The sequence below is a fragment of the Delftia sp. DS1230 genome (genome assembly GCF_040112715.1).
Lineage (GTDB): Bacteria > Pseudomonadota > Gammaproteobacteria > Burkholderiales > Burkholderiaceae_C > Comamonas > Comamonas tsuruhatensis.
On sequence record NZ_CP157763.1, the window covers coordinates 4,354,330 to 4,367,973 of the forward strand.

Consider the following 13,644-nt stretch of genomic DNA (forward strand, 5'->3'; position numbering starts at 1 on the left):
GCCTCAGCCCGCAGGCTTGGCCATCTCGCCGGTGGCGATGCGGCGGCGCAGCTCGCCCAGCACGGCCTTGAGGCGGCGCTCGTTGTCCAGCCCCACGCGCACCAGCATCTTCTGGCCGCTGGACAGGGCCTGCAGCTCCGGGTCGGCGTATTCGTAGCGTACCCAGGGCTGGACGGAGGGCACCTCGCCCTCCACCTTGGTCAGCCTGACCTGCACCGGGCCCGCGGGCTCGGGCGCGGCGCGCAGATGGTCTATGACGGCAATGAGACGATCGTTGAAATAGCGGCTGGGATAGCCCAGGTCTTCATAGGCGGTCTGGAACAGGGGATACAGCCGGGCATAGAGCTTGACGGCCCCGTCCATGGGAATGGACTCGGCGAAGGCCACGAAGGCCTTGTAGCGTGCGGCGTTGGCGGGGGAGATGGCCTGTGCCTCCCCGGCCTCCGCCGCGCCCTCCACCGTGAAACGCTGCGGCGCGGGGTGCACGGGCCAAAGCCGTGCTGGGGCCTGGGAGCGGGTCAGGTTGTCCACGGTGGCCACGGCGCGGCGCACAAAACCGTCCATCTGCAGAAAGCTGCCTGCCTTGTCACGGCCCAGCAGGCCGTTGAGGGCCTGGGCGACATGGGCGTCGGAGTCCTGCAGCGCGGGCAGGCCGGGCGCGGGTGGCTCCAGCGCATCGACAGGGTTCTGGGGCTCGGTCAGCTCGGGCGCGGGGACGGGTTCAGGCTCGGCAGGCTGGGCGGGCGCCTCTGCCACTTCGGGCGGCGCCTCGGGCACGTCGGCGGGACGCCACCAGTACCACCAGGCTGCGCCCCCCACGGCGGCAGCCGCCAGTACCGCTGCGGCGATGCCGAAAGCCGATGGGCCGGAGGATCTGGCGCGGGGGCGGAAGTCTTGGGGGTCGCGTTCTGGCATGGATGGGTCCTTTGGCTTGGGCAGGGGCTGGCAGCACAGTTGCCGCAGGACGTGCGACAGCAAAGCACAACCAGGGTTCCCCGGCTTTGCTGACACCGGCCCCTGCCTTGTGTTTATAAGCCGCTTCGCTCTCTGCGCAGGCCATCGTGCGCGCCCGGCAACAACGCGTTACCCGGCTTACCCGACCGTCTCAGCCCTGCGTGCCCAGATCCTGGAGCCAGGCCATGGCGGCCTGCAGCTCGTCGGGGCGGATCTCATGCATGCTCGGGTATTCGTGGTAGCTCAGTTGCAGCGGCAGGCGCTGCACGTGGCTGCGAATGGCGTGGGCGCTGGTCAGCGGAATGACGTTGTCGTAGGTGCCGTGGCTGACCCAGAGCGACTTGCCGTCGAAGGCCGCGTCAGGGGCCTGGTGCGGCAAGGCCTCGGGCAGCAGGCGGCTGTGCCAGCACATGGCGGCGCGCAGCAGCGCGGGCTGGGTCAGCAGCAGGCTGAGCGCCATGATGCCGCCCTGGCTGAAGCCGCCCGCCACGGTACGCTGGGCAGGAATGCCCAGCCGCGCGCCGGCCTGCTGCACGGTCTGGGCCACCAGGGCGCGGCTGTGCTCTTCCTGCGATGCGTGGATGTGGCGCGTGCCGTTGGCATCCACCGTGAACTGGAACCAGGCATGGGCACTGGGCCCCATGGAAAACGGGGCACGCAGGCTGAGCACGTGGAACTGCGGCGGCACGAACGATGCGAGGCCGAACAGGTCCTGTTCATTGCTGCCAACGCCATGCATGAGCACCAGCAGCCAGGGCTGCTGCCCCGGTGCGGGTTGTGCGGGGCGCTCCAGCGCCAGCAGGGGCAGGTCGATCATCACGGACTCCTTGGTTTTTAAGCGATTTCCGGGACCGGGGTGGTCCCGGGCAACGCGCCATTGTGGCGCCTCGCCAAGTCCGCGGGGGCAGGAGGTTATGCCGCCTGCGCGTCCTCGAAGGCCATCGCATCCATGGCCAGGATGGAGTACATGACTTCGCGGCTCAGATACCGAGGCCGCGCCGTGGCGCCGGCCGCGCCCAGGGCGAAGTACAGCGGCATGAAGTGCTCTTCGCTGGGATGGGCGCGCCGGGCCGAGGGAGCGCGTGCGCGGTAGTCCAGCAGCGCGGGCAGGTCCTGCGCCTGCAGGCGCGACTCGATCCAGCGGCTGAAATCCTGCACGTAGGGCGAGGAGGCGCTGGAGCCGCCGACGGCATGGTCGTCCTGCAGGCCATCCTGGCTGCGCAGGGCCTGCACGGCGTCGTCCACCCGCACCGTGGCCTCGCCCATACCGCCCCGGAATTCGGCCAGGTTGTGCGTCATGCTGCCGGAGCCGACGATGAGCACCCCTTCATCGCGCAGCGCCGCCAGGGCCGCGCCCAGCGCATGGGTTTCGGCCGGCCCGGCCGAGGCGGGAAGGGACAGCTGCACCACGGGCAGGTCGGCATCCGGCAGCAAATGCATCAGCGGCACCCAGGCGCCATGGTCGAAGGGCCGCTGCGCGTTGGCGGTGGAGGCAATGCCTGCGGCCTGCAGGCGGTCCATGACTTCCTGCGCCAGCTGGGGCGCGCCGGGGGCCGGGTACTGCAGTTCGTAGAGCGCGGGCGGGAAGCCGCCGAAGTCGTGCCAGGTGGAGGGCGTGGCTCCGGTCATGACTTCCACGCCATGCGACATCCAGTGCGGCGACATGACGACCACGCCGCGCAGCGGGCCGTGGGCCTGGCGCAGCGCCCTGCCCCATTGCGCGAGCACGGGGCCTGTTTCACCCGGCTCCAGCGCGAACATGGGCGAGCCATGGGAGACGTAGAGCACGGGCAGCCGAGTGCCGGCCGAAGCGGCTATGGAGGATGCGCCGGAATCGAGGGAAGCGTGAAAATCTTGCATTCCCCTAATGTAGGGACGCAAGCGGGCCGCGCCAAGCCGCCAAAGGCGGCACACATTGTTGCGCTGGCCGGCTCAATCGTCGCGCGGGCGGCCCCGCAGGGCCTTGGTGGCGCTGTGCCGGCTCTTGCTGTCCAGGCGCCGCCGCTGCGATCCCAGCGTGGGCCGGGTGGCGCGGCGAAGAATGGGTTCGGGATAGGCGGCGGCCACCAGCGCGTTGAGCCGCTGCAGCGCGGCGCGCAGGTTCTGCTCCTGCGTGCGGTATTGCTGGGCCTTGATGACGACCACGCCCTCGTTGGTGATGCGGCCGTCGCGCAGGGCCAGCAGGCGCTGCTGCACGGCCTCGGGCAGGCGCGAGGCGCGCACGTCGAAGCGCAGGTGCACGGCGCTGGAGACCTTGTTCACGTTCTGGCCGCCCGCGCCCTGGGCGCGCATGGCGGTCCACTGCACCTCGTGCAGCTCGATGGGGCGCATGCGCTCAGGCATCCAGCGCAGCGGCCAATGCCGCCACAAAGGCATCGGGACGCTCATGCATGACCCAGTGGCCTGCGCCGGGCACCAGGGCCAGCCCCCGGAAGTCGCGCGCATGGCGTGCAAAGGCCTGGGCCAGCTCCTGCATCATCGGTCCCGGGTAGAGCGCGTCGTGCTCGCCATAGATGGCCCATACGGGGCCGTCCACGGCCTGAAGGGCGCGGGCCAGCACATCGGTGTGCGAGAGGCGGCGGCGTGGAAGGCGGTCGCGCTCCACATTGAGCACATGCAGGGCCAGCGTGTCCTCGTCGATGAGGCTGGCGTCATGCAGCATCAGCGCCTGCAGGTTGTAGCGGTGGGCCACGGCCTGCGCCTCGGGCGTGGCCAGGTGGCGCCAGCCCTTGAGCCGCACGGCCAGGCCCTTGCCCACGCCCATGCCGGGCGCCCCGGCCAGCACCAGGCGCCGGGCCAGCGTGCCGTCGGCAGCGGCCAGCATGCCGGCCGTCATGCCGCCAAAAGAGAAGCCGACCAGATCGCACAGCGGGGCGGCGGGCGCTCCGCCATCGGCCAGCAGTTGCCGCAGGCCCTGGCGCAGCGGCTCGACCAGGGTGTCGGCATCCTGGCCGCCCGGTACCCCATCGGAATCGCCAAAGCCCGGCAGGTCCGGTATCCACAGCTGGCGGCCCTGGGCCAGCAGAGCGTCCATGCAGCGCAGCCAGTGCGTCCAGCTGCCGCTGCCGCCGTGCAGCATGACCACCGGCAGCACGCCCGCGCGCGCCTCGCCCCAGACATGCCAGACCATGTGGCCGTCTTCGGGCCGCGCGGCAGACAGCGGCGTGGTGAGGCGCCGCGCACGGGCGCGCAGGCGCTCTATGGCGACAGGCGTGCTCACCACTGGGCCACGGCGTCGATGGCCAGGCCGTAGCCGGCCACGCCAAAGCCGCACATCACGGCGCGCGCGGCCGCCGACAGGTAGGAGTGGTGGCGGAAGCTCTCGCGCGCATGCACGTTGCTGATGTGCAGCTCCACCAGCGGCACGCCCGTGCCCTTGACGGCATCCAGCAGGGCCACGCTGGTGTGGGTGTAGGCGGCGGCGTTGAAGATCAGGCCGGCCAGGCGGCCTTCGGCGTGCACGCGGCCGGCCTCGTGGATCCAGTCCACCAGCTCGCCTTCATGGTTGCTCTGGCGGAACTCCAGGGCCAGACCGTAGCGCGCACAGGCGGCTTCGCACAGCGCACGCACATCGGCCAGGGTCTGGGAGCCATAGATGGCGGGTTCACGCAGGCCCAGCAGGTTCAGGTTCGGGCCATTGAGGACATAGACGGTTTTCACGGCGGGGACACTCCAGGTTTCCAACGGGCTGGATTATGCGGGCCATCCCGGGCCCGGCCGCAACGCTGGCACCACGGAAAAAGCCGCCCCGGAGGGCGGCACAAGTCAATCCAGCCCGGTCCGGCTCAACGGCGCCAGTGACCGTGACCGTGACCGTGACCATGGCCATGACCATGGCGGTATCCGCCGCGATAGCCGTATCCATAGCCGGGAACGACCACGACGGGCGGCGCACGGTAGACGGCGCGCGGCGCGTAGTAGACCGGAGGCGGGGGAGCGTAGTAGATGGGCTGGGGCGGCGCCACATAGACGGGGGCCGGCGCCACATAGACGGGCGGGCCATACATGCCCGGCGAATTCAGGCTGATGGACCAGTGCACATCGCCCCGGGCCTGGGCGGCGCCCGAAGCCACCAGGGCGGCCAATGCGAGGCTGGCTGCTGCTGCTCTTGCAACCCACGGGGAAGCTGTCGTTGTCATGGTGTCTCTCCTCGAAGTTGGACAGGCGTGGCAGGCATTGCCGCTGGTGCCGCCTCCCCGCACTTTGGCACAGGGGGACGGCATACGCCCTGCATTCTCAACGCGCGAGAGGGGTCAACGGATGGCAGGCTTTTATACAAGTTTGTTTCCAAATGCCTCAACCCTTGCCCGGCGCGGCTGTCCCAAAGCCGTCCGGAGCGGGTCGGCAGGCGCGCGCCTACAATGCTGCGATGAGCTCTGCTGACGCCTCCCCCATCTCCAAAGATCCGGTCAAACCGAGTAACTTTCTGCGCCAAATCATCGAGGCCGACCTGGCCAACGGTACCTACGCCCAGCGCCGCTGGGGTGGAAGCCCCGGTGATGGCGACCACCACAACCAGGGCCAGGTGGACGTGGCGAAGATCCGCACACGCTTCCCGCCCGAGCCCAACGGCTACCTGCACGTGGGCCACGCCAAGGCCATCTGCCTGAACTTCGGCCTGGCGCGCGACTACCAAGGTGCCTGCCACCTGCGTTTCGACGACACCAATCCCGAGAAGGAAGACCAGGAGTACGTGGACAGCATCATCGATGCCGTCCATTGGCTGGGCTTCGGCTGGAAGGAAGCCGACGGTCACGAGAACCTGTACTTCGCCAGCAACTACTTCGACTTCATGTACCGCGCAGCCGAGTACCTGATCGAGCAGGGCCTGGCCTATGTGGACGAGCAAAGCGCCGACGACATGAAGGCCAACCGCGGCGATTTCTCGCGCCCCGGCGTGGACAGCCCGTTCCGCAGCCGCACCGTGGCCGAGAACCTGGCGCGCTTTCGCGAAATGCGCGACGGCAAGCTGCCCGATGGCGCTGCCGTGCTGCGCGCAAAGATCGACATGGCATCGCCCAACATCAATCTGCGTGATCCCGCCATCTACCGCGTGCGCCATGCCGAGCACCACAACACCGGCAACCAGTGGTGCATCTACCCGATGTACACCTTCGCCCATCCCATCGAGGACGCGCTGGAGCACATCACCCACAGCATCTGCACGCTGGAGTTCGAGGACCAGCGCCCGTTCTACGACTGGCTGCTGGACCACCTGCGCGCAGGCGGCCTGATCGCCGCGCCGCAGCCGCGCCAGTACGAGTTCTCGCGCCTGCACCTGACCTATGTGATCACCAGCAAGCGCAAGCTCAAGCACCTGGTGGACAACGGCATCGTCAGCGGCTGGGATGATCCGCGCATGCCCACCATCGTCGGCCTGCGCCGCCGTGGCTACACGCCGCAGAGCATCCAGGCCTTCTGCGAGCGCATCGGCGTGACCAAGGACTACGCCTGGATCGACTACTCCACGCTGGAAGGCTGCCTGCGCGAAGACCTGGAGAACCAGGCCCATCGCGGCATGGTGGCGCTGGACCCGCTCAAGCTGGAACTGACCAACTGGGCCGAGGTCTTCGGCAGCGCCGACCACCTGGAAGCCTGCGAGCTGCCCGCCCTGCCCCACGCCGCCGAAGGCCAGCAGGTGCCGGTGCGCCGCTTCACGCTGGGCCGCGAGGTGTGGATCGAGCGCGAGGACTTCGCCGAAGTGCCGCCCAAGGGCTACAAGCGCCTGTTCCCGGGCAACAAGGTTCGCCTGAAGGGCGGCTACGTGATCGAGTGCACCGGCTGCGAGAAGGATGCCGAGGGCAACGTCACCAAGGTGCTGGCCACCGTGGTGCCCGACACCAAGAGCGGCACGCCGGGCGCCGACAGCGTCAAGGTCAAGGCCGCCATCACCTGGGTGGGCGCGGCCGACGGCGTGCAGGCCGAAGTGCGCCTGTACGACCGCCTGTTCACCGACCCGCAGCCCGATGCGGGCGGCAAGGACTTCCTGGCCCTGCTCAACCCGGACAGCCTCAAGGTCGTGACGGCCTACGTGGAGCCGTCGCTGGCCCAGGCACAGCCTGACGACAAGTTCCAGTTCGAGCGCTTCGGCTACTTCGTGGCCGACCGCAAGGACCACGCACCGGGCAAGCCCGTGTTCAACCGCGCAACGGGTCTCAAGGACTCCTGGGGCAAGTAGGCGCACGGCCCGCTGGCGGGCACTTGCACCGCTCCCCCGAAGATGGCCCACCATCCTGCTTTGCAGGGGTGGGCCATCGCACATCGGCGCTTTTGCAGTGACCATGGCCTCAGCACAATTCCAGGCCATGAACCAAGCCTTGCCACAGGCGGCTTCCGCCGCCAAGTTCGACACCTCCCGCGCGGCCGAGTACGAGACGCAAAGCCGCATCGCCCTGGCCGGCTACGACGCCTGCCACGAGTTGGCCGCCTGCCTGCTGGCCGCCAGCCTGGATGCCGGGCCGAAGTCCGTGCTGATTGGCGGCGCCGGTGGCACGGGCCAGGAAATCCTGGCCACGGCGCGGCTCAGGCCGCAGTGGACATTCACGGCCGCCGACCCTTCGCCCCCCATGCTGGACCAGACCATGGACCGCATCGCAGCCGCCGGCCTGTCGGCCCAGGTGCGTGCAGCACCCTGTGCGGTGGAGGACCTGCCCGCCGGCACGGTGTTCGACGCGGCCACGCTGATCGGCGTGCTGCACCACATTCCTGACGATGCGGACAAGCTCAGGCTGCTGCAGGCCCTGTCGGCCAGGCTGGCGCCGGGTGCGCCCTTCATCCTGGCCTGCAATCGCCATCGCTACGACAGCGAGCCGCTGTTCCTGGACGCCTGGGCCATGCGCTGGCGCATGGCAGGCGCGGACGAGGCCGCTGTCCATGCGAAACTCGGCAAGATCCGGCAGGGCGCGGTTCCACCCGCCTCGGAAGAGGCAGTGGAGCAGATGCTGGCCCAGGCCGGCTTCGTTCAGGCCAAGCGCTTTTTCTCCAGCCTGTTCTGGTGTGCGTGGATTGCCGCCAAGGCCTGATCGCCCCGAGCCGATCGTTCTTTCTCCGCCTTCCTTTCTTTGATTTGCCTTTCAGCATGAACTTCTCCGCACGCCTTCAGCAACTGCCCACCGTCACCCACCTCGCCGCGCTGCAGCTGGCCGATGCCCAGGGCCAGGTCGTGGCCACCATCGAGAACAAGCCCGGCCAGACCGGCTCCCTGGCCGTGTACCACGCGCTGGCCGCCCTCTACGGCGGCAGCATCACGCCCGCCGCCGCCGAACTGGGCCTGGAGTGGTATGCCGAGCACACGCAGGACGCCATCGCCTTCCCTGGCAAGCACCCCAACATCGACCGCCTGCTGGCCTGGTCCAAGGGTGCCGAGAGCTACCAGGCCCGCCTGCTCGCGGCTTGATCGCGGCCTGATTCCGCCTGGGTAAACACCGCGTCACAGAAGTTGCGCGGACTGGGGGCATCGGCTGACACGCCGGTGTCAACGCAGCGTGCACTTTGGCGTTCAAATGACATGTGCCTTGCCGCTTCGGCGCGCAAGGCGTTCCTGCCCAGGAGAACGCAATGCTGCAATCCGCCGTGCCCAGAGCACGCACCATGGCCCCCTCAGCTTCCCACGCCGGCGCCCTGCGCCTGAGTGTGCTGGGCCTGGCCGCCGCCCTGGCGCTGAGCGCCTGCAACGAATCCCAGGACAAGCCCCCGCAGGCCGCCAGCGCGCCGCTGCCGCCTGCCACCGAAAGCGCCCAGCCCGTCGCCACGCCCGTGGCCTATGTGCCGCCGTCGGCCGAGACGCTCTACCAGATGGTGGCGCCCATTGCGCTGTACCCCGACAAGCTCGTGGCCCAGGTGCTGGCCGCCTCCACCTATCCCGACCAGGTCGGCGCCGCCGAGGTCTGGCTGGGGCAGAATCCGGGCCTCAAGCCCCAGGAACTGCAGGACGCCGTCAACGGCCAGGACTGGGACCCGTCGGTCAAGTCCCTGGCCCAGTTTCCCAACGTGCTGGCGCAGCTGTCTTCCAACATTCCCTGGACCACGGCCCTGGGCAGGGCCTACTACAACGATCCGGCCGACGTGATGAACGCCATCCAGGTAATGCGCCAGCGCGCCTACAAGGCCGGTACGCTCAAGGACTCCAGCCGGCTCAAGGTGGCCGTGGCCGCGGCCGACGCCCCGCCGCGCGATCCCCAGCCAGCGCCCCAGGACATGGGTGAGCCCCTGTCGTCCATGCTGCCGGTGCCGGTGATCGATGCGCCCTCGCAGTTCATCGAGATCACTCCCGCCCAGCCCGACACCGTCTATGTGCCGCAGTACGACCCGGGTGTGGTGTATGGCGAGCCGCTGCCGGTGTATGGCGGCTACCGCCCCATCGTGGCGCCGCAGCCCGTCTACGTGGGCAGTTCGGCCGCGCCCGTGGTGGCGGGGCTGATCGGCTTTGGCGCAGGCGTGATCCTCGCCGAGTCCGTGGACCGTCGCCCCTGGGGCTGGAACTCCTGGGGCATGCGCTGGGGCGAGCCCGGCTACCGCTGGCACCGCAACGAGCCGCCGCCACCGCCCTCGCGCCGGCCAGCCGTGATCTACAACAACAACACCTATGTGACACGCTCGACCACGGTGGTGCAGAACATCCGCAACACGCAGATCTACAACGGTGGCAACGTCACCCACATCGCGAACAACCCGCACTTCGAGCCCCGCCCTGCCGGCAACCCGCCCAACCCGCCACAGGGCGGCGATCCGCGCCCGGGCGGCATGGCCGCGGCGGCCCTGGCCGGCGCCGCCGGCATGGCAGGCGCGGCCGCCGCCGCGCATGGCGGCATGCCGCAGCGGCTGGGCCTGAGGCCACCGCAGGGCGGCCCGCCGGCGTCTTCCCAAGGCATGCTGCCGCCCGGCGCCACGCAAGGATCTGCCCGGCATGACGGCGCCGATCGCGGCCGCCCGGGCCTGCGGCCCGATGACCGGCCGCAGGCAGCGTTGCAGCCCAGGATGAACCCGGTGCCGGCCTCGCAGCCGGGCCAGTTCGGCAAGTGGCCGCAGGCTCCGCATTCGACCCAGGCTTTAGGGGTGCAGCGCCCGCCAGCCGCCCTGCCCGCTGCCGCCATGCCGGGCGAGCGGGGCCGCGATTCCCGCGTGCCTTCGTGGTCGTCTGCCGCCGCGCAGCAGGGCATGCGGCAGCAGGACCGGCAGGACCGGCAGGACCGCGACCGTTCCATGGCCGATGCCGCGCGCATGCGCCAGCAGCAGCAACAGCAGATGGAGATGCAGACCGCCCGCCTGCGTGGCGAGGAGCAGTCGCGGCAGCAACAGCAACAGCAACAACGGCAGCAACAACAGGCCCAGCGCCAGGCACAGATGCAGATGCAGGCCAGGGACCAGGCCCGCGAACAGGCGCAGATGCAGGCCCGCCAGCAGCAGTTGCAGCAACAACAGCAACAGCAACAAGCCCGTGCGCAGGAACAGATGCAGGCCAGAATGCAGGCCCAACAACAGGCGCAGCAGCAAGCGCAACGACAGGCCCAGATGCAGGAGCGTCAGGCGCAGCAGCAACGCATGCAGCTCCAGCAGGCACAGCAGGCCCAGGCGCGCGCCCAGCAGCAGCAGGCCCGCGCGCAGCAGGAGCAGCGCCAACAGCAGCAGCGCATGGCCAACGCATCCCGCCCGCAGGAACGGCGCGGCGGACGTGACGAACGCCGGGACCGCTGAACGGCCCGGCAGAGGTTTGGCTTGGCGCACGCTTGGCGGACAATGGGGCGATCGATAACGGCCCCATGCCGGCGCCAAGCCCGCCGCTTCATCCATGCAGATACCGACGACGAATCCCCGCTCCCGCCGACTGTTCGTGCAATCCCTGTGCGCCTCGGGCGCGGGCCTGATCCTTCCCTCCTGGGCCGCCAAGGCCGCAGCGCCCTCCAGCGAATCCCCCTGGCCCCATGACAGCCGCGTGCCCGGCGGCGTGGCCCGCCTGTCGCTGGGGCCCGCATCCCAGCGGCCCCAGGTACTGGCCGGCGACGTGCCCGTGCTGGTGGTGGGCGACATGATCGAATGGACGGCCGTGGTCGGCATTGCGCTGTCGGCCGCACCTGGCACCCACAGCGTGACCGTGAAGGGCGAAGGCGCAGCGCGCTCCCTGGCCTACGAGGTGCGTGACAAGAAGTACACCGAGCAGCGCCTGAAGGTCTCGCCCAAGACCGTGGACCTGTCGCCCGAGGACGATGCGCGCTACCAGCGTGAGCGCGCCCACCAGCAGACCATCATGGCGCTGTTCACCGAGCCGCCCGCACGCCCCGGCGACCTGCGCATGCGCCAGCCCGTGCCGGGCCGGCGCAGCAGCAGCTTCGGCCTGCGCCGCGTGTTCAACGGCCAGCCGCGCAATCCGCACAGCGGCATGGACATCGCGGCAGCCACCGGCACCAACGTCGTCGCGCCGCTGCCGGGCAAGGTGGTGGACGTGGGCGACTATTTCTTCAACGGCGGCACCGTGTGGCTGGACCACGGCGGCGGCCTGCTGAGCATGTACTGCCACCTGAGCAGCGTGCAGTGCAAGCTGGGCGATCAGCTGGACACGGGAGAGGCCTTCTGCAAGGTCGGCGCCACGGGCCGCGTCACCGGCCCGCACCTGCACTGGGGCGTGATGCTCAACCGCAGCATGGTGGACCCGGCGCTGTTCCTGGCGGCGTGAACGGAGCTGTGGCGCCCGCCGGCGTCAGTGGTCGGCCGAGGGAATGCTGTTCTGCGGCGCCACCGGCGTGGGCACGGCGATGGAGTCGCGGTCCTGCGCCAAGTAGCGCGAGACCAGCTCGAAGAAGCTGTCGTAGAAGCCGCTCTTGGCAATCGTCTCGCTGCCCACCTTGACCATGGAGTCGCTGCCCGAGGAGAACGGCAGCGACACGGACCCCAGCGCACCCACGCCCAGGCTGGCCGAGTTGGCGCTCTTCTTCAGGGTATAGCGGTCCTGCAGCGCCGTGACAAAGCCGATGCTGACCTGGCCGTCGGCGGTCTCCGGCACGCAGACCACGCGGATGTTCATCTGCAGGTTCAGCTCCGGGTCGGGCTGGAAGCTCTTGCTGCCTTCTATGAGTTCGGCCGTGCGCGCCATGGCGATGTAGCCCTGGCTCAGCAGCGCGCGGCGCGCGGCCTCGCAGGTCTGGGCCGGCGAGGCATCGAACATGCGCGAGAAGGTCTCGGTGGAGCCGAAGCTCTCCTGCACCGGCACATGCTGGGGAATCGTCGAGCCGCAGCCCGCCAGCACCATGATGACGGCCAAAGCCCCTGCGCAGCGCATGCCACGCACCCTGTTTGCTGCACTCCAACGTCGATACACGAACCTGCTCCTTGCTCCGGTGCCGCTGCCTGCGGATGGCATGGCGGCTGGCCGCCTATTCTCACCCGAGCGCAATGCAATGGCCGGCAACTTTGCAGCAATCGGTTTTTCCGTCTGCATCAAATAGATGCAAACGAATGTGAATAGCGCCCCGTTCTGACAAGCGCCGCCGCGCATCTGCGTTATGGTGCCCCGGTTCGGCCAGGGCCGGTGCGGCTCATGCCGCACCCGGGCTGCCCAAGCCTGCCGCCGCTGCGCCTGTACCTGTACCCCATCAACCAAGGAACTCAACATGAAGCCAAGCTGGACCTGGTGCCTGCCCGTGATCGTCACCATGGGGCTCGGCGCCTGCAGCCATATCGACAAGGGCGGCAACGCCGAAGACGGCGCCAAGCCCCAGGTGTCGGCTCCTGCCGGCCCGCCCGGTGACGCCCAATCGCTGACCGCCTACCACTGGAGTCTTCGCCAGGCCTTCACGCCCCAGGGCACCGAGGACCAGAGCTGGTTCCTGACGGCCGCCTCGCGCAAGCGGCCCCTGCAACTGGAGTTCGCCGACCAGCGCCTGGCCGTCAAGAACCTGTGCAACGTGGTAACCACGGGCTACCGCACCGAAGGCAACCGCATCGCCACCCAGCGCGCCGCCAGCACGCTGATGGCCTGCGATGACGACCAGCTGATGGCGCTGGAGCAAAAGGTGGCCCGCATCCTGCCCACGGCCAAGCAATGGTCCGTGCAACTGGGCGAAGGCAAGCAGCCTGCGCGCCTGACGCTCACCTTCATCGACGGCACGCGCTGGCAGCTCGACGGCTCGCCCACGGCCCAGACCCAGTACGGCAGCGCAGGCGAACGCATCTTCCTGGAAGTGGCGCCCCAGCGCACGGCCTGCAACCACCCGCTGATCAAGGACTTCCAGTGCCTGCGCGTGCGCGAGATCCGCTACGGCGACAACGGCGTGAAGACCTCCACCGGCGAGTGGGAGAACTTCTACAGCGAGATCGAGGGCTACAAGCACGAGCCCGGCATCCGCAACGTGCTGCGCATCCAGCGCTACAAGCGCCAGAACGTGCCGGCCGACGCATCGGCCTACGCCTATGTGCTGGACATGGTGGTCGAGAGCGAGCGCGTGGGCCGCTGAGCGCGCTGCAGCGTCTCGACAAGCCCCGATCAAGGCCTGCATTGCGCAGGCCTTTTTCTTTTTCGGAAGGAGACGGCCTGCGCCAGCCCATGTACGGGAATCTACTGGTTTGACACCCGTCAATCGGGACGACAACATGGTTGCCACGGTCGAGACCTCTCTCGCGCCCAACCTCAGCAATAACTGCTGACTCATATCGGCTATGAAAGCCCCTGACATGCGCCTACGGCGCCGTCGGGGGCTT

The 13,644-nt window shown here is 69.1% G+C and carries 14 protein-coding genes; 6 read left to right on the forward strand and 8 right to left on the reverse strand.

Annotated features, from left to right (window positions below; all coding sequences use genetic code 11):
• Nucleotides 1-3: 3 nt before the first annotated feature.
• The 7 genes from AAN986_RS19650 to AAN986_RS19680 all read right to left on the reverse strand — a co-directional run bounded on the left by AAN986_RS19650 (nt 4) and on the right by AAN986_RS19680 (nt 5,093).
• Nucleotides 4-915, reverse strand: coding sequence for a DUF3014 domain-containing protein (locus tag AAN986_RS19650; RefSeq protein ID WP_047219662.1), 912 nt, complete (start codon nt 913-915; stop codon nt 4-6).
• Nucleotides 916-1,105: 190 nt separating this feature from the next.
• A complete protein-coding gene (locus AAN986_RS19655; RefSeq protein ID WP_016450545.1) occupies nt 1,106-1,771 on the reverse strand; it encodes a phospholipase/carboxylesterase in 666 nt (221 codons plus the stop codon).
• 95 nt (nt 1,772-1,866) lie between these two features.
• Nucleotides 1,867-2,814 (reverse strand): class III extradiol ring-cleavage dioxygenase, encoded by a 948-nt coding sequence (locus AAN986_RS19660; protein WP_047219655.1) that lies wholly within the window; start codon nt 2,812-2,814, stop codon nt 1,867-1,869.
• A 72-nt stretch (nt 2,815-2,886) separates the two neighbouring features.
• Complete coding sequence (gene arfB / locus AAN986_RS19665; protein ID WP_016450547.1) at nt 2,887-3,297, reverse strand: alternative ribosome rescue aminoacyl-tRNA hydrolase ArfB; 411 nt, start codon at nt 3,295-3,297, stop codon at nt 2,887-2,889.
• Entirely contained in the window at nt 3,290-4,174 is an 885-nt protein-coding gene (locus AAN986_RS19670; protein WP_047219661.1) for an alpha/beta hydrolase, read from the reverse strand. Before AAN986_RS19670 ends, arfB begins: the two co-directional genes overlap by 8 nt.
• Complete coding sequence (gene aroQ / locus AAN986_RS19675; RefSeq protein WP_016450549.1) at nt 4,171-4,614, reverse strand: type II 3-dehydroquinate dehydratase; 444 nt, start codon at nt 4,612-4,614, stop codon at nt 4,171-4,173. The genes AAN986_RS19670 and aroQ overlap by 4 nt, the downstream gene beginning before the upstream one ends.
• 125 nt (nt 4,615-4,739) lie before the next feature.
• Nucleotides 4,740-5,093 (reverse strand): hypothetical protein, encoded by a 354-nt coding sequence (locus tag AAN986_RS19680; protein ID WP_047219654.1) that lies wholly within the window; start codon nt 5,091-5,093, stop codon nt 4,740-4,742.
• A 230-nt stretch (nt 5,094-5,323) separates the two neighbouring features.
• On the opposite strand from AAN986_RS19680, the gene AAN986_RS19685 reads away from it, so the two are divergent.
• The 5 genes from AAN986_RS19685 to AAN986_RS19705 all read left to right on the forward strand — a co-directional run bounded on the left by AAN986_RS19685 (nt 5,324) and on the right by AAN986_RS19705 (nt 11,623).
• Complete coding sequence (locus tag AAN986_RS19685; protein ID WP_016450551.1) at nt 5,324-7,132, forward strand: glutamine--tRNA ligase/YqeY domain fusion protein; 1,809 nt, start codon at nt 5,324-5,326, stop codon at nt 7,130-7,132.
• A 127-nt stretch (nt 7,133-7,259) separates the two neighbouring features.
• Nucleotides 7,260-7,976 (forward strand): class I SAM-dependent methyltransferase, encoded by a 717-nt coding sequence (locus AAN986_RS19690; RefSeq protein ID WP_034367120.1) that lies wholly within the window; start codon nt 7,260-7,262, stop codon nt 7,974-7,976.
• Between the two features lie 56 nt (nt 7,977-8,032).
• Entirely contained in the window at nt 8,033-8,350 is a 318-nt protein-coding gene (locus tag AAN986_RS19695) for a DUF2322 family protein (protein ID WP_016453887.1), read from the forward strand.
• Between the two features lie 161 nt (nt 8,351-8,511).
• Nucleotides 8,512-10,647, forward strand: a complete 2,136-nt coding sequence (locus AAN986_RS19700; protein WP_349335443.1) for a DUF3300 domain-containing protein — start codon at nt 8,512-8,514, stop codon at nt 10,645-10,647.
• Between the two features lie 94 nt (nt 10,648-10,741).
• Complete coding sequence (locus AAN986_RS19705) at nt 10,742-11,623, forward strand: peptidoglycan DD-metalloendopeptidase family protein (protein WP_016450475.1); 882 nt, start codon at nt 10,742-10,744, stop codon at nt 11,621-11,623.
• Between the two features lie 24 nt (nt 11,624-11,647).
• Here AAN986_RS19705 and AAN986_RS19710 read toward each other — a convergent pair whose 3' ends face one another.
• Nucleotides 11,648-12,226, reverse strand: a complete 579-nt coding sequence (locus AAN986_RS19710; protein ID WP_016453889.1) for a DUF2242 domain-containing protein — start codon at nt 12,224-12,226, stop codon at nt 11,648-11,650.
• A gap of 331 nt (nt 12,227-12,557) precedes the next feature.
• Here AAN986_RS19710 and AAN986_RS19715 point away from each other — a divergent pair, with 331 nt between their 5' ends.
• Entirely contained in the window at nt 12,558-13,400 is an 843-nt protein-coding gene (locus AAN986_RS19715) for an META and DUF4377 domain-containing protein (protein ID WP_016450473.1), read from the forward strand.
• Nucleotides 13,401-13,644 lie beyond the last annotated feature (244 nt).